Origin of the sequence: Sphingomonas sp., assembly GCF_019635455.1 — a bacterium.
In the GTDB taxonomy this organism is placed as follows: domain Bacteria; phylum Pseudomonadota; class Alphaproteobacteria; order Sphingomonadales; family Sphingomonadaceae; genus Sphingomonas.
In genome coordinates this window covers 68877-88281 of sequence record NZ_JAHBZJ010000005.1, presented here as the reverse complement: position 1 = coordinate 88281, position 19405 = coordinate 68877, and the positions used below count along the sequence as shown (strand labels likewise).

General features: G+C 66.8%; 14 protein-coding genes and 1 other annotated feature. Of the genes, 4 read left to right on the top strand and 10 right to left on the bottom strand.

Features of this window, described 5'->3' with window-relative positions; genetic code table 11:
* Positions 1-3: 3 nt before the first annotated feature.
* Both wrbA and KF783_RS08165 read right to left on the bottom strand, forming a co-directional pair.
* Positions 4-606: an NAD(P)H:quinone oxidoreductase gene (wrbA, locus tag KF783_RS08170; protein ID WP_294078100.1), complete on the bottom strand. Its 603-nt coding sequence runs from the start codon at positions 604-606 to the stop codon at positions 4-6.
* 76 nt (positions 607-682) lie between these two features.
* A complete protein-coding gene (locus KF783_RS08165) occupies positions 683-1378 on the bottom strand; it encodes a pirin family protein (protein WP_294078098.1) in 696 nt (231 codons plus the stop codon).
* A 96-nt stretch (positions 1379-1474) separates the two neighbouring features.
* Here KF783_RS08165 and KF783_RS08160 point away from each other — a divergent pair, with 96 nt between their 5' ends.
* Positions 1475-2389, top strand: a complete 915-nt coding sequence (locus tag KF783_RS08160) for a LysR family transcriptional regulator (protein WP_294078096.1) — start codon at positions 1475-1477, stop codon at positions 2387-2389.
* A gap of 57 nt (positions 2390-2446) precedes the next feature.
* Here KF783_RS08160 and KF783_RS08155 read toward each other — a convergent pair whose 3' ends face one another.
* The gene (locus KF783_RS08155; protein WP_294078094.1) at positions 2447-5404 is read right to left on the bottom strand and encodes a TonB-dependent receptor; all 2958 of its coding nucleotides are present in this window, start codon (positions 5402-5404) and stop codon (positions 2447-2449) included.
* A gap of 325 nt (positions 5405-5729) precedes the next feature.
* Here KF783_RS08155 and ctrA point away from each other — a divergent pair, with 325 nt between their 5' ends.
* Positions 5730-6437 (top strand): response regulator transcription factor CtrA, encoded by a 708-nt coding sequence (ctrA, locus tag KF783_RS08150; RefSeq protein WP_294078093.1) that lies wholly within the window; start codon positions 5730-5732, stop codon positions 6435-6437.
* Between the two features lie 94 nt (positions 6438-6531).
* Here ctrA and KF783_RS08145 read toward each other — a convergent pair whose 3' ends face one another.
* From KF783_RS08145 to KF783_RS08135, 3 genes are all read right to left on the bottom strand, one after another.
* Positions 6532-8028, bottom strand: coding sequence for a SulP family inorganic anion transporter (locus tag KF783_RS08145; protein ID WP_294078091.1), 1497 nt, complete (start codon positions 8026-8028; stop codon positions 6532-6534).
* 60 nt (positions 8029-8088) lie between these two features.
* Positions 8089-8144: a sequence feature (sul1 is cis-regulatory element that is thought to sense ions involved in sulfur or methionine metabolism; They are found in Alphaproteobacteria), on the bottom strand.
* Positions 8145-8159: 15 nt separating this feature from the next.
* Positions 8160-9590, bottom strand: a complete 1431-nt coding sequence (locus KF783_RS08140) for a tetratricopeptide repeat protein (RefSeq protein ID WP_294078089.1) — start codon at positions 9588-9590, stop codon at positions 8160-8162.
* Positions 9591-9683: 93 nt separating this feature from the next.
* Complete coding sequence (locus KF783_RS08135) at positions 9684-11360, bottom strand: amidohydrolase (RefSeq protein ID WP_294078087.1); 1677 nt, start codon at positions 11358-11360, stop codon at positions 9684-9686.
* 95 nt (positions 11361-11455) lie between these two features.
* On the opposite strand from KF783_RS08135, the gene KF783_RS08130 reads away from it, so the two are divergent.
* Positions 11456-12700 (top strand): threonine ammonia-lyase, encoded by a 1245-nt coding sequence (locus KF783_RS08130; protein WP_294078086.1) that lies wholly within the window; start codon positions 11456-11458, stop codon positions 12698-12700.
* 252 nt (positions 12701-12952) lie between these two features.
* On the top strand, positions 12953-13729 hold the full coding sequence (locus KF783_RS08125) for an arginyltransferase (protein WP_294078084.1): 777 nt from the start codon (positions 12953-12955) through the stop codon (positions 13727-13729).
* 189 nt (positions 13730-13918) lie between these two features.
* Here KF783_RS08125 and KF783_RS08120 read toward each other — a convergent pair whose 3' ends face one another.
* The 4 genes from KF783_RS08120 to KF783_RS08105 all read right to left on the bottom strand — a co-directional run bounded on the left by KF783_RS08120 (position 13919) and on the right by KF783_RS08105 (position 19403).
* Positions 13919-14722, bottom strand: a complete 804-nt coding sequence (locus KF783_RS08120) for a transglutaminase family protein (RefSeq protein WP_294078082.1) — start codon at positions 14720-14722, stop codon at positions 13919-13921.
* A 10-nt stretch (positions 14723-14732) separates the two neighbouring features.
* A complete protein-coding gene (locus KF783_RS08115) occupies positions 14733-15668 on the bottom strand; it encodes an alpha-E domain-containing protein (protein ID WP_294078352.1) in 936 nt (311 codons plus the stop codon).
* 2 nt (positions 15669-15670) lie between these two features.
* A complete protein-coding gene (locus KF783_RS08110; protein WP_294078081.1) occupies positions 15671-17134 on the bottom strand; it encodes a circularly permuted type 2 ATP-grasp protein in 1464 nt (487 codons plus the stop codon).
* A 241-nt stretch (positions 17135-17375) separates the two neighbouring features.
* Positions 17376-19403 carry a protein-disulfide reductase DsbD domain-containing protein gene (locus KF783_RS08105; protein ID WP_294078079.1) on the bottom strand — a complete coding sequence of 676 codons (2028 nt, stop codon included), beginning with the start codon at positions 19401-19403 and terminating at the stop codon, positions 17376-17378.
* Between the last annotated feature and the right edge of the window lie 2 nt (positions 19404-19405).

Below are 19405 nucleotides of genomic sequence, written 5' to 3'. Positions count from 1 at the left end.
GTTTCAGGCTGCCAGCTTCGCGGCGGTTTCCGCGATCCGCCTGCCCTGATAGCGGGCGCCGGCCCGGTCGATCTCGCTCGGCTGACGGCTGCCGTCCCCGCCGGCCACGGTCGTCGCGCCATAGGGGGCGCCGCCCAGCACCTGATCGATCTTCATCTGATCGGCATGGCCATAATCCAGCCCGACAATGGTCAGGCCGAAATGCAACAGGTTGGTGATGATGTTGAACAGCGTCATCTCGTTGCCGCCATGCTGGGTCGCGGTCGATGTGAACGCGCCGCCGACCTTTCCGTGCAACGCGCCCGATTGCCACAGGCCGCCGGCGGTATCCCAGAATGCCGCCATCTGGCTCGGCATCCGGCCGAACCGGGTCGGCGCGCCGACGATGATCGCGTCATACTCCTTCAGCGTCTGAGGGCCGTCGATGACGGCGTGGGGCGACCCGGTCTTGAAATGCGCCGCCTTCACCACCTCTTCGGGCGCCGTTTCCGGCACCCGCAGGATATCGACCTGCGCACCGCCGGCGCGCGCGCCTTCGGCGACCGCTTCGGCCATCGTCTCGATATGGCCATAGGAAGAATAATAAAGAACCAGAACCTTGGTCATGAAAACGTCTCCGTCGCAGGAAAAAGGGGTGGAACGGCCCGGCACCGGGGGGAGCGTGCCGGGCCGTCCCAGGGGGTCAGTCGGCATCGACCAGGACGATTTCGGCGTCCTCGATCGCCACGATTTCGTACGTGCCGCCCGTCAGCGCGGCGCCGTCACGCGCATCGAACGACGCGCCGTCGATCTCGATCCGGCCGATCGCGGGGACGAGATAGGCGTGCCGCCCCTCGCCGACCGTGTAGGTTGCGCGTTCGCCCGCCTTGAGCGTGGCGCCCAGCACACGGGCATCGGCACGAATGCGCAGCGCGTCGCCATCCTCGTCATATCCGCTCGCCAGCGTCACGAACCGGCCCGATCGCGCGCCCTTGGGAAAGGGCTTCGCTCCCCAGCTCGGCGCGCCGCCGCTGGCGCGTGGTTCCACCCAGATCTGAAACAGCGTCGTCGTTTCCGGCTCCAGATTATATTCGGCGTGCCGCACGCCCGTTCCGGCGCTCATCACCTGCACGTCGCCGGCGCCGGTCCGTCCGGTATTGCCCATCGAATCCTGGTGGGTGATGGCCCCGGTGCGAACATAGGTGATGATTTCCATGTCGCGGTGCGGATGCGGCGGGAACCCGCTATTCGCGGCGATCTCGTCGTCATTCCACACGCGGATCGCGCCCCATCCCATCCGGTCGGGGTCATAATAGTTCGCGAAGCTGAAGTGATGGCGGGCATTGAGCCACCCGTGATCGGCATGGCCCAGGCTGTCGAACGGTCGTTTCTCGATCATCTCGAACTCCTTGTTGACCGCCTAGATAGGTCATGCGATCAGCGCGTAAATGGAAACATTCGAAACTGATCGTTTCCTTTTTGCTGGAGGACGGCGATGCGGCTCCCGGATTTCGAAGCCTGGGCGATCTTTGCCTGCGTGGTCGAGCATCACTCGTTCAGCGCAGCGGCCGACGCGATCGGGGTCAGCAAGGCGACGGTGTCGAAGGCGATTTCGCGGCTGGAGGCACAGCTTGGCACCTCGCTCTTCCATCGTACCTCGCGTCGCCTCACGCTGACCGACAGCGGCACCGCGCTCGCCGAACGCGCGGCCCGGATCCTGGCGGAGGCACAGGCGGCCGAGGAGCAGGCGCTCGATGCCGCGCGCGCACCCTCGGGCCTTGTCCGCATCGCCGCGCCGATCACCTTCGGGATCAGTCATGTCGCGGACGCGATCGCGGACCTGGTCGCCGCGCATCCGGGGATCGAGATCGACCTGCGCCTGTCCGACGCCCGGGTCGATATCGTTGCCGAGGGGTTCGACATCGCGCTGCGGATCGCCGACCTGCCCGACAGTTCGCTGCGCGCACAGCGGCTGGCTCCGGTGACGACGCGGGTCGTCGCCGCGCCCGCCTATCTTGCCCGGCACGGCACGCCGCGTCATCCCGCCGATCTCGCCAGCCACGCCTGTTTTCTCTACGCGAATGCGATCGGCGCCTGGCATTTCCGGCACGCCGGCGGTGAGGAGGCGGCGGTCCGCCCCGCCGGCCCGTTGATCACCGACAATGGCGAAGCGATGCTGCCGGCGTTGCGCGCGGGTCTTGGCATCGCGCGCCTGCCCGACTTCATCGTCGATCGCGAACTTGGCGATGGGTCGCTGGTCGAACTGCTGTCCGACTGGTCGTCCAGCAGCATCGCCCTGCACATGATGACGCCGCCCAGCCCGCTACGCCCGGCGCGGGTGGAGTTGGTGATGGCGTTCCTCGCGGACCGGTTTCGCCGGCTCTGTGCGTCGGCCGCCCGATCGACGTAAAAAAGGGCCGGCCCGCGGCGTCGCGGACCGGCCCCAGCCTGCTTGGGTCCCGTCAGATCAGAACTTCGCCTCGACCGAGATGGTGAAGGAACGGCCGCGCGGATCCGCGACGCGCGGCTCCCACGAACTGCCCGAACCGTAGTTGCTGTCATAGGTGATCGCGAACGGCGGATCGGTGTCGAACACGTTCTTCACGCCGCCGACGATGCGGAACTGCTTGTTCACCTCATAGCCGACCGACATGTTGTAGATGATATAGTCGTTGACATACTCATTATAGTCGGGCCGCGTCACCGTGCCGTTCGCGATGCCCGGCAGGGCGTAGTTCTTGTACCCCTTGCGGAAGATCTGCGAGAAGGTCGCGGTGAACTTGTCGTTGGTATAGGTCAGATAGGCATTGTGCTTCCAGCGCAGGCCCAGATCGCCCGAGAAGGTGAACAGGCCGATCAGGCTGCCGCCATAGGGCGCGTTGGGCAGCAGCTTCTCGCGCTTCTTGAGCAACAGCGTCCCGTCCAGCCCGGCCGTCACCACGCCATTGCCGACATCGACACCACCGCGCAGCGCGACCTCAAGCCCCTGGGTACGCCGCGATCCGATATTGTCGGTACGCAGGTCGAGCAGGGTGATGATGCCGTTGGTGCGGATGATACGGCTTGGGAAGTAGGACGCGTTGTCGAGCAACTGGGTGATCGACAGCGATCCGATGGTGTCGTCCACCGCGATCGACCAGAAGTCGAACGAGGCGCTGAACCGGGGTGCCGGCTTGAAGACCACGCCGACGCTATATTGCTTCGACGTTTCCGGGCCGAGGTTCACATTGCCGCCGGTCAGCGTGTCCGGCGTGATCGCGGCGCAACCCGGCACCGCCGGATTGACCGTGCGCGACGGACAGGTGGTGTAATCGACCAGCGTGTTGCCCGGATTGGGCGACTGGGTGACGCCGTTGAAGATCTGGTTGAACGTCGGCACGCGGAAACCGGTGTTGTACGATCCGCGGAACATCAGCCAGTCGACCGGCTGGAACCGGGCGGTGATCTTCGGATTGAAGGTGCTGCCAAAGCCGGTGTAATCATCGACGCGCCCGGCGACCGAGATTTCGAGCGGCTCGAACACCGGGATCAGCAATTCGGCATAGGCGGCCTTCACGTCGCGATGCTTGGGCGTCAGCGCATTGGCGTTGTCGAACGCGACGTTGAAGATTTCCGGCCGGTTCAGCTCGGCCTCGGCCGACCCGTTGAAGCTGTAGGTTTCACGGCGGTAATCGACGCCCACGGCCAGCTGGACGTTGCCGCCCGGAAGCGCGAAGAGCGACCCGGAGATCGACGCGTCGAACTGCGTCACCTCATATTTGCCGCCATACAGCGTCACGCCCTCGGCCGACACCGCCTTGAGCGCGGCCAGCGCGGCATCACTCTGGGTGATCGAGAACGGGTTCAGAATGCCACTGTTCAACAGGCCGACGATGCCGGGCGCGGTCGCGCCGGGTGCGGTCGGCGCGCGGGTGTCGATGCCCCCCGACACCGCGCCCGGAATGCCCGACGCTGCGGCACGCGCGCTCGACGAGAAAATCCCGCGATAGGCATAGCCGCTGCCGAGAACGGAACTGGATTCGCTGCGCGCATAGGACGCGCCGGTCCGATAGTCCCAGTCGCCGAACAGCGGCCCTTCAAGCCCGATCGCACCGCGCAGCGTCTTGCTGTTGGTCTTGTACTCGCGCGGGCCGCAGACGGTGCAGCGCCAGCGATAGGCGATCGGCTTGCCATAGTTCGCCGCGATCGACGGGAACACGGCGACCAGCGCGTTGTACACCTGGTTATAGGTCGCCGCGGTCGTCGCGTTCAGCGGGTAATAAAGCGGCGTCGTGCTGGTGTTGCCGGCATATTGGTTCGACGAGAACTGCTTCGAGGAATCAGCGTCGGACCCGGTGATTTCCGCGTAGAGCTGATGCTGGCCCAGCGCCAGGGTGGCGCGGCCATAATAGGTCAGCGTTTCGAGCGGCTGCTGAAGGATCGCGGCGCGGCCGGTGTCCCAGGCGCAGGCGTAACGCGCGCTCGAGTTCGCCCATAGCGCATCGTCATAGGCCATGCCGCCGTCGAAGGATTCGCATCCCGCGCCACCCGGCAGGTCAAGATAGTTGATGCCACCGTTCGCGGTGATCGTGGTGCCGGGGATCAACAGCGGAACGCCGCTGAGCAGGCTGCCGGTCGGCGCGAACAGGGCGTTGGCACCATTGGCGAACGCGGTCGCGATCGGCGTGCCGCGCGTATCGATCGACAGGCCGCGATTGGGCTGGTTGCCGTTGACGAAATCGCGATTCTCACCCCGCAGGATGCCGTTCCAGCTCTTGCTGATCGCGGCCATGACGTTGAAGCCGTTCTCCTTCAGATCGCCGAACCCCGCCGTCGCGGACAGGCGATAGATCGGCGAGTCACCGCGCTGGGTGATGTCGGTGAAGCCGTTGAGCGTCACGCCCTTGAAATTCGTCTTGGTGATGAAGTTCATCACGCCGCCGATCGCGTCGGTGCCGTAAATCGCCGATGCGCCGTCCTTCAGCACCTCGACCCGCTCGATCGCGGCGAACGGGATCTGGTTGACGTCGACCGCCGACCCCTGAAGGCCGTGGGCCGCAACGCGCCGCCCGTTCAGCAGGATCAGGGTCGATGCCGCGCCCTGGCCGCGCAGGTTGGCCGACGACAGGCCGTTGGTGCCGCGCTGGGCGCCGCCCACCACATCGGTGTTCGATGCCAGATTGTCCGGACCGTTGCCGTTGGTGCTGAGCAGCGAGACGAGCTGTTCGGGGCTGTTGATGCCTTCGCGGGCGAAATCCTCGGTCGTGAAGATTTGCAGTGGCAACGCGCTCTTGGTCGGGTCCTGCTTGATGCGCGAGCCGGTGACCAGGATTTCGGTCCCCGCCGCGGGCGTCGGATCGTCCGCGACCGAGGTTGGCCCGTCCTGCGCGAGAGCCGGATGCGCCAGAACGCACGCCGACAGGAAAAGCGCTGCCTTGAACTTCATGATGACCCCCTTTTCGATCGGCCCGCGCCTTCGCGTCGCCGTCCCCCGAAAATGCGAAGTAATCATGCCGGCGCGGCGTTCGCAAACGCAAAATTTCGCTGCACACCATAAAAGGGGGTTATGGGAACCGAAAAGTTCATTGGCGCTATCCGCAGCCGGCGCGCGGCGCCTATCGCCCATCCGATACGCAGCCGAATCGACCGCGACTCGTGGAGTCAGGCCGGTTAGAACAAAATTAACCTTTTGCCTTCAGACCTGCTTAGGTTAATGAATCAGTCGCGTTGCCGGTCACAGGGGGCTTGCAACGGGCAGAGGGGAACCCGCGATGCGCGTGCTGCTGATCGAAGACGAGCCGACGACCGCCAAGGCGATCGAACTGATGCTCACCACCGAAGGTTTCAATGTCTATACCACCGATCTGGGCGAGGAAGGCCTCGATCTGGGCAAGCTGTATGATTACGACATCATCCTGCTCGACCTGAACCTGCCCGATATGCACGGCTATGACGTGCTGAAGAAACTGCGCGTCGCGCGGGTCCAGACGCCGGTGCTGATCCTGTCGGGGATCAACGAGATGGACAGCAAGGTCCGCAGCTTCGGCTTCGGCGCCGACGATTATGTCACCAAGCCGTTCCATCGTGAGGAACTGGTCGCCCGCATCCATGCCGTCGTGCGTCGCAGCAAGGGGCATAGCCAGTCGGTCATCCGCACCGGCAAGCTGGCGGTCAATCTCGACGCGAAGACCGTCGAGGTCGATGGCGCGCGCGTGCATCTGACCGGCAAGGAATATGCGATGCTGGAGCTTCTCTCGCTCCGCAAGGGTACGACGCTGACCAAGGAAATGTTCCTGAACCACCTGTATGGCGGGATGGACGAGCCGGAACTGAAGATCATCGACGTCTTTATCTGCAAGCTGCGCAAGAAGCTCAGCATGGCGTGCGACGGCGAAAATTATATCGAGACCGTCTGGGGTCGCGGCTATGTGCTGCGCGAGCCGGACGGCGCGGAGGAGCCGATCGCCGAGGTCGCCTGACCGCCGGCAGTCCGCACCGGTCACCCCATTCACGCGGGGGCGTGTGGCCGCGGGTCCTTCACGGAGCCGCGGCCATTTTCGTGTCCGCGCGGCGTCAATGCGGAGCCAGGCCCGTTTCGACGCCCGTCTTGTCATGCAGCGCGAAACGATCGACCAGATCGGCGCTCGCGCGGTTGTAGCCGATCACCTCGACGCTGCGCCCCTCGCGACGCAGGCGGGAGACGATCTTGTCGAGCGCGCCCACAGCCGAAATGTCCCAGAAATGCGCGGGCGACACGTCGATCACGACGTGCGGCGCCGCCACATCCTCCTGAAACGCACGGGTGAAGCGCTCGACCGAGGCGAAGAAAATCTGTCCCGTGACCCGGAACGTCGTCGCCTGCCCGTCCGCCGACCGCTCGCGCTCGACCGAGAACATCCGCTGCACCTTGCCGGCAAAGAACACGCCCGACAGCAGCACGCCCGACAGCACGCCCAGCGACAGGTCATGGGTCGCCACCACGACGACCACGGTGGTCAGCATCACCACCGACGATGTCGGCGGATGACGCCGCAGATTGGCGATCGAGTTCCAGCTGAACGTGCCGATCGACACCATGATCATCACCGCGACCAGCGCCGGCATCGGCACCCGCCCGACGAACGGGCCAAGCACCGCGAGCAGGAACAGCAGCATCGCCCCGGCGGTAAAGGTCGACAGGCGCCCACGCCCGCCCGAGGTGACGTTGATCACCGACTGGCCGATCATCGCGCAACCGCCCATGCCACCGAACAGCGCGGCGACGATATTCGCCCCGCCCTGCCCGCCACATTCGCGGCGCTTGTCGCTGTCGCTATGGGTCATGTCATCGACGATCTGCGCGGTCAGCAGGCTTTCGAGCAGGCCGACCGCCGCCATCGCCGCCGAATAGGGAAGGATGATGCGCAGCGTTTCCCAGGTGAGCGGCACATCCGGCAGCACCAGGCTGGGCAACCCCTGGGGCAGCGCGCCCATATCGCCCACTGTATGTACCGGCAGGTCCAGCCCGATGCTGATCGCCGACAGCACCAGGATCGCGACCAGCGGCGAAGGAACCGCCGTCGTCACGCGCGGCAGCAGGTAGATGATCGCCAGCCCACCGGCGACCATCGCATAGGTCTGCCACCCGACATGGATCAGCTGGGGCAGCTGCGCCATGAAGATCAGGATCGCCAGCGCGTTGACGAAGCCGGTGATCACCGAACGCGACACGAACTGCATCAGCAGGTCGAGCCGCAGGAGCCCGGCAAGAATCTGGATCGCCCCCATCAGGATGGTCGCGGCGAACAGATATTCGACGCCATGATCGCGCACCAGCGGAACGACCAGGACCGCAACTGCGGCGGTGGCGGCGGAGATCATGCCGCTGCGCCCGCCGGTAAAGGCGATGACCATCGCGATCGCAACAGAGGCATAGAGGCCGACCCGGGGGTCCACCCCGGCGATGATCGAAAAGCCGATCGCTTCCGGAATCAGCGCAAGCGCGACGACGATGCCGGCCATGATGTCACGGCGGGCGGCGGTGCCGTCGGTGAACCACTGACGGCGATACTGCTGAAATGAAATGGGCATCGAATTTCCACAACAAGGCACATGGCGCCGTCATGCGACGCGAACTCTCTGCATGTGTGATGTTGTCCAGCGGATCGGCGGCTGGAATAGCCACCCGGAATTTCACCGGGTCCTTGCGAATGCGCGACCCCCTAGCGGCGTGAACGCGGTCGCGCAAGCGCGGCACCCGCCCGCACGCTGATCGACCCGTCCCGTTCCGCAGATGCCAGGAGCCACGACATGCGCACCACCCCGGTGAAGAGCGGCCGATAGTTGCGCAGCTCGGCCTGCGCGGCCGACGTGAAGCCGGTGGCGCCCGCCATCCGCTCCAGCACGCCGCTCTGCGCAGCGCGAAGGAGCGAGCGCGCCTCCGCGCCGGGCTGGCCACGCCGGATCAGATTCATGCCAAGATCGCGGAGCGTGTCGATCCGGCGCGGGTGCGTCGAGGGGAAGCGCGCGCGCACCGCCAGCGCGGCGCGAAACAGCCGCTCCGCCTCGTCATGCCGGCCCTGTGCGTCCACGCATATCGCCAGGCTGTGGCGCGCGGTCGCAATCGCCGGATGATCGGGCGCGAATGCCGCCACGAACAGCGCGATCGCCCTGCGATACAGCGGTTCGGCTTCGCCAAATCGCTGCTGATCGACCAGATTGAACGCCAGGTTATGGGCGCGCATGCCGATCGCCGGATGGCCGGCAGGAACGCTCCGTTCGGTCAGCACCAGCGCCTCCCGCAGCAGCCCCTCCGCCTCGCCCAGCCGTTTCTGGCGATTGAGATTGCCCGCCAGATTATTGAGGCTGGTGACGATCAGCGGGTGGCCGGTGGGAAGCCAGCGGCGGCGCAGCTGCAACGCGCGGCGAAACATCGGCTCGGCATCGCCCAGCCGCCCCTGCTCGTCCAGCGCCACCGCCAGATTGTCATAGGCGGTGGCCACGCCAGGGTCGCCCGGCGAACGTTGCGCCTCGGCATCGCGCAACACGCCCCGCAGCAGAGTCTCCGCTTCCGGATAGCGCGCCTGATCGATCAGCGCGGTCGCCAGGTTGTTGCTGGCGATCCGGACGTCCGACGGGCGCGCCGGACGCGCGGCGCGGAACAGTGCGAGCGCGCGGCGCAACATGGCCTCGGACTCGGCGATCCGGCCCTGCTTCGCCAGCAGGGTCCCCAGATTGCTCAACCCGGTGCCGACATCCGCCGCGTCGCCCGGTCCGCCCGCCTCCCAGATCGAGATCGCGCGCCGGTAGGCGGATTCCGCCTCGGCGAATTTGGCCTGTTGCTCGAGCGCGTTCGCAAGGTTGTTGAGCGCGGTCGCGACGTCTCTGCCCGCGCCCGGCACCGCCTCGGCCATCGCCAGCGCGCGCCGCGCATAGCGCTCGCCTTCACCCGGCTGGCCGGCCCCCGTCGCGGCATTCGCGATCAGGAACAACAGGTGCAGGCAATCGTCGGCGCGCCGATCCGCGACTTCGCATGTGCGCAATTCGACCTTAAGCGTGCTGAACGCGGCCGCATCGTCGCCCCGCGCCAGTGCGGCATCGGCCAGCGCGCCTGGCGCCCAGCGTTCCGCAGGCGTCTGCATGGCCAGCGCCATGACGGCCCCTTCCACAATCCAGCGCATGGAGACAGTCTAGCGCGGCGTTCGGGAATGACAAAAGGAGCGGCAGGCGTCGCCGCGCGAACGCCCCTATCGCTCCGCGCCCGCCTTCGCGGCGTCGCTACGGCGGTATACCCGCTCCCCGCCGACCCAGGTTTCGAGCACCACGGTCGCGCGAAGATCGCTGGGCGAGGCGAGCGTCGGGTCGCGATCCACGACGATGAAATCGGCGCGCATCCCCGGTGCCAGATGGCCGAACCGCTTTTCCGCGAAGCCGGCATAGGCCGCGTCGATGGTGAAGGCGCGCCATGCCTGATCGCGGGTCACCGCCTCTTCGGGACGCCATCCGCCAAATGGCTGGCCGTCGGCGTCCTGGCGGGTGAAGGCCGCCGCCCATCCGGCGAAGGGGTTGGGGCTTTCGACGGGATAGTCAGACCCGAATACCAGCGTCGCCCCGTTCCGCAGCATCGATTTCCAGGCATAGGCGCCGGCCAGCCGCGCCGGCCCCAACCGCGCCTCCGCCATCGTCCGGTCGCTGGTCTGGTGTACCGGCTGCATCGACGCGACGATGCCATGCTTGCCGAACCGGGGAAGGTCCGCCGGATCGACGATCTGGGCATGTTCGATCCGCCAGCGCCGATCGCCCTTATAGGTGTCGGACATCTCATCGATCGCATCCAGCACCTGCTGGTTGGCGCGGTCGCCGATCGCGTGAACCGCGATCTGGAAATCGTCCATCGCCCCCCGGCTCATCAGGTTGAGCAGCTGGTCGTCGGCCAGGAACGGCAGGCCGCGATTGCCCGGCGCATCGGCATAGGGCGCCTTCAACCACGCGCCACGCGATCCCAGCGCGCCGTCAGCATATAGCTTGATGCCGCCCATCCGCAGCTTGTCGTCATACAGCCACGGCGTCGGTCCGCTGCCCGCCACCTGCAACGCCACATCGACCCCGCGCGCATAGCTCATGATGCGCATGCGCAGGATGCCAAGGTCGCCCATCCGGCGATAGGTCAGCCAGTCCTCCAGGCTGGTTCCCATATCGGCGGTCGCGGTCACGCCATTGGCCAGCAGGATGTCCTGCGCCTTGATGAAGGCAGAGTTGCGGTCGCGCGGCGTGGGATTGGGCAACACCCTGGTGATCAGCGCCTTCGCCGCATCGACGAACACGCCACCCGGCTTCCCCGCGACCATCTCGATCCGCCCGCCAGCCGGCGCCTTGGTCGCCGCGGTGATCCCGGCCAGGCGCATCGCCGCGCTGTTCGCCCAGCCGGCATGGCCGTCGGCGCGTTCGAACCAGGCCGGCTTGTCGCCGGTCGCCACGTCGAGCTCCGCAGCGGTCGGAAAGCGGCCCAGCCCCCAGACCTCCTGATTCCACCCGCCGCCGACCAGCCACGGCCGCGTCGCGTTGGCCAGCGCGTAGCGGCGGATCGCCTCCTGCGCCTCGGCGAGAGACTTCGTCGCGGACAGGTCCAGCGCCAGCGCGCGGAACCCCAGATCCATCACATGGCCGTGCGCGTCGATCATGCCCGGGATGACCGTCCGCCCCTTCAGATCCTCTTTCCAGTCGGGGCGCTCGGGCCGCTTGTCGCTGCGCTTGAGCAGCTTCACGACCTTGCCGTCAGACCCGATGACGATCCCGTTGAACCGGACGACCTCCCCTTTTTCGTCCAGCGTCATGCCATCGACATTTTCGACCAGCGCGTCGGCAAGGGCCGGCAGGGGCAACAGCGCCGCGACGATCAGGGCAAGCGAGACGGGAAGGCGCACATCATTCTCCGGCTGGCGGGCAGGAAAGCTCCGCTTGTTCGCATAAGCGAATAGGCGGTGTTCCCCCGATGCGCCAGATGGTCTAGGGGCCGGCGATGGCTACCCAGGCAGCGCCCGCACGCACCCCCCTTTCGATCTCCCTGGCCGACGTCCGCGCTGCGGCGGAGCGGATCGCCGGCGCGGTGGTGCATACCCCGACGCTACACAGCAAGACGCTGTCGGAAATGAGCGGGGCGCAGGTCTGGCTGAAGTTCGAAAACCTTCAGTTCACCGCCGCCTATAAGGAGCGCGGGGCGCTCAACACGCTGCTTCAGCTCGACGATGCGGCGCGGGCAAAGGGCGTTATCGCCGCGTCGGCGGGCAATCACGCCCAGGGGCTTGCCTATCATGGCCATCGCCTCGGCATCCCGGTGACGATCGTCATGCCCAAGCCGACCCCGACGGTGAAGGTGACCCAGACCGAGGGGCATGGCGCGTCCGTGATCCTTGAGGGCGAGACCTATGACGACGCCTATGCGCATGCGCGCCAGCTGGAGGCGAGCAACGGCTACACCTTCGTCCACCCCTTTGACGATCCGCGCGTCATGGCAGGCCAGGGTACGGTCGCGCTGGAGATGCTCGCCGACGCGCCGGCGATCGACACGCTGATCGTCCCGATCGGTGGCGGTGGCCTGATTTCCGGCATGGCGACGGTGGCGAAGGCCGCCGATCACCCGATCGAGGTGATCGGGGTCGAGGCCGAACTCTATCCGCCGATGTACAACCGGGTGAAGGGAACGAACCTTCCCGCCGGCGGCGACACGCTGGCCGAGGGGATCGCGGTCAAGGAACCCGGCGGCCTGACCGCCCAGGTGGTCGAAGCGCTGGTCGATGACATCATCCTGGTGAGCGAACGCAGCCTGGAGGAATCGGTCAGCCTGATGCTCCAGATCGAAAAGACGGTGGTCGAGGGCGCGGGGGCCAGCGGCCTGGCCGCGCTGTTCACCTATCCCGAACGGTTTCGCGGCAAGACCGTCGGCATCGTCCTGACCGGCGGCAATATCGACACCCGGCTGCTCGCCAACGTGCTGTTGCGCGATCTCGCCCGGTCGGGTCGGCTCGCGCGGCTGCGCATCCGGTTGCAGGATCGCCCCGGCGCGCTCTACCAGGTCGCGAAGATCTTTCAGGAACAGGCGGTCAACATCCTGGAGCTGTCGCACCAGCGCATCTTTACCAACCTGCCGGCCAAGGGCCTGAGCCTGGACGTCGAATGCGAAACGCGCGACCGTGCGCATCTTGAGCGCCTGATCGCCGCGCTTCAGACCGCCGGCTATGAGGTGCGCCCGGTCGAACTCGCCTGACCGCCGCGCGCGCGCGTTTTCCACAGCTTGGGGACGAACCGAATCATCCGTGCGGCGAACCGAGTCCCGCCGCTATTCCCTCGCGAATCCGCCGCGCGCTAGAGGTCGTCCGGCCGCCTCGCGACGCCCTGCAAATGGTGGGTTCGGCGTTAACCCACTTTCATGGTGAATCGGCTTTTCATCACGATTTCGGCCCTGCATAATGCCCGGCATCGCGGTTGGTCCGCTGAATTGGATTGAGGGGCATTTGGGGTGACGGCACTTACGCGGTTTCCACGATTTTTCGTCACAAGCCCTTCGCCCTGCCCCTATCTTCCGGGAAAGCAGGAGCGAAAGATCTTTACCGAATTGTCGGGGCCGCATGCCGGCGAACTCAACGATGCGCTCGGCCGCATCGGGTTTCGCCGCAGCCAGTCGGTCGCCTATCGGCCGAGCTGCGTGGGCTGCAACGCCTGCCTTTCCGTCAGGGTGGTCACCGACGGCTTTCGTCCGAACGCGACCCAGCGCAAGCTGATGCGCCGCCATTCGGATCTGGTGGTCACCGCCTGCCGCCCCTGGGCGACCGAGGAGCAGTTCGACCTTCTGCGGCGCTATCTCAACGCCCGCCACCCCACCGGCGGCATGACCGCGATGGACGAAACCGACTATTCCGACATGGTCGAACAGTCGCCGGTCGGCACCTACGTCATCGAATATCGCGAGCCGCCCGAGCGCGGCGGGGCGCTGGTTGGCGCGTGCATCACCGATCGGCAGTGCGACGGCCTGTCGATGATCTACAGCTTCTTCGATGCCGACAATGCCGATCGGCCCGGCCTGGGCAATGTCATCATCATGGATCACATCATGCGCGCCCGCGCCGCCGACCTTCCCTATGTCTATCTCGGCTATTGGGTGAAGGGCAGCGACCGGATGGCGTACAAGACCCGCTATCGCCCGCTGGAAGTGCTCGGCCCGAACGGCTGGTCGCGTCTTGAGGAGGTTGCGGAGCCCCTTCCCGCCGCGCCCGCACCGGCGCGTGAACTCGTCTGACGGAATAGCCGGAGGCGAATCCGGCCGCGCACGGTCCTCCCGATCCCGTCGGAAAGCATGATGCCGGCCTGGCTCCGGGGCCTCCTCGTCTTGGGTGTGCGGTGTCTTGGGTGCGTGTTCGGTTCGCGAGCGGCGCGACAATCGCGATGCCTGGCTCACCGGCGTCGATCTGGCCTGGTCACTCGCCCGTCAGGCGTCGGAACCCAGCCGATCGACATGCAGATCGACCGACATTTCCTCGCCCCCCTCGCCCAGCCGCGATCCCGCGATCGGCGCCGCGCCGACGGCATCGAGGCCGACGGCCGCGCGGACATAGGCCTCGTCCGGACTGACGCCGGCGGACGGGTCGAACCCCACCCAGCCCAGATCGTCCACCCATGCCTCCGCCCAGCCATGGGGAGCGCACGCCTCATCCACGCCCTGGCGGTAGCCGCTGACGTAGCGCGCCGGAACCCCCGCGCCGCGCGCGCCGGCGATGAAGATATGCGCCAGGTCGCGCGATGTCGGGTTTGCCGCATCGAACGCTTCGCCGGCGGTCTGGCCCCCGTCGGGCCGGTCGCCGGCCAGGGGGAAGCGCCCCGCGATCGCAAGGTTCCAGCGGTGCAGCGCTTCCAGTCCATGGCCCACTGCCGCGTCGGCGGCAAAGGCCTTGAGCGCGGGGCCGGCAAGGGTGCGCGGCGTGGTCCGCAGGAACAGCCCTTCGGGCAGCGGCTCGCTGGACCCGCGCACGACGCCATTCGATTCGGTGGTCAGCACCTGTCCCTCGACGGTGATCTCGATCGCGTCGATCGGCCCCTCGGCATAGAGCATCGTCACCTTGTTCCCGAAACCGTCGATCATGTCCCTCAGTCGAACATCGCAATCGACGTCGATGCGCCAGGACAGGACCGTCTGGTCGAATGTGTCGCCGGGGGTCAGCCGCAGCATCTGGACCAGCCGTGTCTGCGGCTGACTGAAGCGATAGACGGTGCGATGTTCGACGGCGAGGCGCATGCCGGCCTCCTTAGATGAAGCGGAACTGGCGCGCGATAGCCGCGTCCAGCATCGCATTCTCGCGGATGAAGGCTTGCAGATATTCGTGCAGGCCGCTGACGATCACCTCATGCGCGCGCGTTTTCTGCATGCGCGCGATCCGCGCCCGCGCCATGCGGTCGGCCTCGCCCTGCAATCCGTTCCGCTTGGCCAGCGCGTTCAGCTGTTCGACCACCTCCTCGACACACCCGGCCAGGCTTCGCGGCAATTCGGCGCGGGTGATCAGCAGATCGATGACGTTCGCCGGCTGCAACCCGTCGCTGTAGAGCCAGCGATAGGCGGTGACCGCCGATACGGTCTGGAGGATCGTCGTCCACTGATCGCGATCGACCACGCCGCCCACCACCTCCCCTTCGGGCAGCAACAGGTGATATTTGACGTCGAGAAGGCGCGCGGTGTTGTCCGCCCGCTCGATCGCGGCGCCGAGCTGGATCAGCATCGTCGCCTGATTGTGCATCATCCGGTGGATAGCCCCCTCGAACCCGCGCGCCTCTGCCTTCACGCCTTCGCACAGGTTGAGCGTCGCGGAGGCGCCGCCCGGGCTCAGGCGATTGGCGAACAACAGCCACAGCCGGTTGACCGCGGTCCATGCCTCACGGGTCAGCGCCGTGCGCACCGCCCGGGCATTATACCGCGCCTGTTCGAGGCAGCGGACGATCGATCCGGGATGAGTCATGTCGAGCGTCAGGAAATGGGCAACCGGCTGCTGGGTGATGTTCTGGCCCGTCGCCGCGAACGCGTCTTCGTTATAGGTGACGATCAGCGCGCTCGCCCATGCCGCTTCGCCGGCCGGTCGCGCCGACAGCGCATCGAGCCGCACCGTCGCCTCGACCAGCCGTGCGGTGAAATCGGCCCGCTCGACATAGCGGCCAAGCCAGTAGAGCGCGGCGGCAGTGCGCGACAACATCCTCATGACTGCACCTGCGACTGGGTCTGCCGCCCCTCGGGCAGCAGCACGAAGCTGTCTTTCGTCCCGCCCCCCTGGCTCGAATTGACGACCAGCGATCCCTCGCGGAGCGCCACGCGGGTCAACCCGCCGGGAACGACGCGAATGCCGTCGGACCCGGTCAGCACGAACGGCCGGAAATCGACATGGCGGGGAGCGATCCCCTTTTCGGTCATCGTCGGCACGGTCGAGAGCGCGAGCGTGGGTTGCGCGATATAGCGATGCGGCTCCGCGACCAGCGCGGCGCGGAACTTCTCGATCTCCTCGCGGCTGGCGGTCGGTCCGACCAGCATGCCATAGCCGCCCGATCCATCGACCAGCTTCACCACCAGCCTGTCGAGATTGTCGAGCGTGTAGCGAAGCGCCTCGGGCTCACGGCACCGCCATGTCTGGACGTTGGGCAGCTTCGCCTCGCCGCCCGAATAGAATTTCACGATTTCCGGCATGTAGCTGTAGATCGCCTTGTCGTCGGCAATGCCGTTGCCCGGCGCGTTCATCAGCGCGACGTTGCCCGCGCGGTACGCGGCGATGAGTCCCGGAACGCCCAGCATCGAATCCGGACGGAACACCAGCGGGTCGAGGAAATCGTCGTCGATGCGGCGATAGATGACATCGACCTTCACCAGCCCGCCGATCGTCCGCATGAACACCATGTCGTCATCGACGGCCAGATCAGCCGGCTCGACCAGCTCGACCCCCATCGTGTCGGCCAGGAAACTGTGTTCGTAATAGGCGGAATTGAAATGGCCCGGCGTCAGCACGACGCATACCGGATGGGCGTTGCCCTGATCCGGGACCACCGATCGCATGGTCTCGCGCAGCATGTCGCTATAGCTGTCCACCGCCGCGACACGAAAGCTGCGAAAGAGTTCCGGGCAGAGGCGGATCATCGCCTCGCGATTTTCCAGCATGTAGCTGACGCCGGACGGGGTGCGGGCGTTATCTTCCAGCACCCAGAAATCGTCCGGCCCCGTGCGCACCAGATCGATGCCACAGATATGCGCCCAGATCCCGTGCGGCGGCCGGATCCCGGCGACTTCGGGGCGGAACTGGTCGTTGTTCAGAATCAGCTCGGGCGGCAGCACCCCCTCGCGCAGGATGCGCCGCTCGCCGTAAATATCCTCAAGGAACGCGTTGATCGCCTCGACCCGCTGGATCAGCCCCTCGGACAGGCGCTGCCATTCGTCGTGCATGAAGATGCGCGGCACGATGTCGAACGGAATGATGCGTTCGCTCGCGTCGGTGTCGCCATATACGGCGAAGGTGATGCCCAGCTGTCGGAAAGTGGCTTCGGCGGCCTGCTGTCGGCGAGAGAGTTCGGCTTCGGAGGTTTCGTCCATCCATCGGGCGAGTTCGGCGAATTCGGCGCGCGGCGCATCCGGACCGCCAAGTCCCCAGATTTCATCGAATGGCTTCGTTTCCCCCATTCATCCTCCAACCGCCACAGCGCCTTGCGGTTCCCATGCTGCAACGCTTCGCTGCGCTGCACAAGGGGGTTGCTGTCACACCCGCGTCATTCACGGAAAAAGGCCGGGGAACGCGTCCCCGGCCTTCTCCTCTCCCCCGCCCCCTATAACGGGGGAGAAAAGCGCATTCGGTGTCCGCTACGCGCGGTCGCGCATGTCCGTTCGTCGTCGGCACGATGGCGCGGCGCGTCCCGGCGCGTGCTCAAGTCCCGGCGAGCGCGGTCAACATGCCCCGTGTGAGCAATTGGGGCAAGACCCGTGGTTCGTCCGCCGCTTTCGGATACCAGAGATAGAGCGGCACGCCCGCGCGGTTGTGCCGCTGAATGAAGCGGCCCATCGCCGGATCGCCGTCCGTCCAGTCGCCGGCCAGTACGGCGACCCCGCCCGCCGCGAATGCATTGCGCACCGCATCGGTCTCGATCACCGCCTTTTCATTCACCTTGCACGTCACGCACCAGTCGGCGGTGAAATAGACGAAGACCGGTGCGCCCCGTGCGCGCAGCGCGGTGAGGCGTGCCTCGCTGAACGGCTCCGCCCCCGATGCCATCGCGCGAGCGGCGCCCGGCCCTTCGAACCGGGCGATCTGCCACATGCCGACCGCCGCGACGACCAGGCACATCGGCAGCGCGATCCCGTTGCCCAGCCCGCGTATCTGCCGGCGGCCCATGCCCCACAGGACCAGGCCGATCGCCAGCGCCATCATCAGCCCGAACGCCATGCCGTCCGTTCCGGTCTGCCCGCCCAGCACCCAGGCGAGGGCGATCGCGGTCAGGAACATCGGGATCGACAGCAGCCGTCGAAACCCGCCCATCCACGCGCCCGGTCGCGGCAGCGCGCGCCGCAGCGCCGGCACGAAGCCGAGCAGCAGGAAGGGCAGCGCCAGCCCCAGGCCCAGGCCCAGAAACACCAGCAGCGCCGCGACCCAGGGCAACACCAGCGCCGCGCCCAGCGCCACCCCCATGAACGGTCCGGTACAGGGCGTCGCGATGAACGCGGCCAGCGCGCCGGTCATGAACGCGCCGCCCGACCCGGCACCCGCCAGCCTTCCGGCCAGACGGGGCGGCATCAGTTCGAACAGCCCGGCCAGATTGAGCGCGATGGCGAACACCAGCAGCAGCAGGAACAGGATCACCCGCGGATCCTGCAACTGGAACGCCCAGCCCGCGCTGCTTCCCGCCGCACGCAGGCCCAGCATCACACCGCCCAGTGCCAGCACCACCAGCACCACGCCGGCGGTATAGGCCAGCGCCTCGCGCCGGGCGTGGCCCGCACTCTCTCCACTCTTCGCCAGGCTGAGCGCCTTCAGGCTCAGGATCGGGAAGACGCACGGCATGACGTTGAGCAGCAACCCGCCCAGCAGCGCGCCGCCGAGGGCGGTCAACGCCGCCGGCCAGTCGATCGCGCCCCCGTTCCCGGCGGCCACGGCGCCGCGCTCCGCGTGAACCGCCAGCCCGCGATGCGGCGCGGTCGCCAGCACGCCGTCGATCCGGGCGGGGGGCTGCGTACCGGCCTTTGTCTCGATCAACAGCCGGTCGCCGTCGCGGGTCAGGCGCTGCGGCGCGGCGTAGGTGAGCGCATCGGCCGTGAGCGGATAGAAATAGGCGTCCTCGCCAAGCTGTGCGTCGGCGGGAAAGGGAATGGCGATCCGCGCCGCATCCCTGTCGATCGCGAAGGCCGCCGCGCTTCCCAGCGGCTGGGGCAGGCGTTGCCGCCACGCATCGAACCGCGCACGGCGATCCGGCGCGATCGATCCGTCGCCCACGGTCAGCCGGATCGCGAGTTGCTTGGTCTCCGGAACGCACAGCTGATCGGTACAGACGAGATAGTCGGCACGCACCGCGACCGGCAGCGACGTACCGGGCGTCAGGCCCTGCGGAACGACCAGATCGGCCAGCAGCGTATAGGGTCCCTTATAGACATAATTCATGATCCCCGCGATCATCAGGCGGGTCGGCACCGGATAGCGAAGATCGCCGGCGGTCACGCCCTTTGGCAGGGTCCAGTCGAGCCGCGTCTCCAGACCGGCATCCCCGGGATTTTTCCAATATCCATGCCAGCCCGGCCTGGGATCGGCGACGAATGCCAGGGTGACGCGCGTGCCGGGCGCCGGCGCGTCGGTTTCCGCGACCAGCGCGACACGCAGATTGTTCGTCTCCGGCTGCTGCGCATGCGCCATCGGCGCGGCCAGCGCGCACAGCCACGCGATCAACAGGAAACCCAATCTGCGCATCA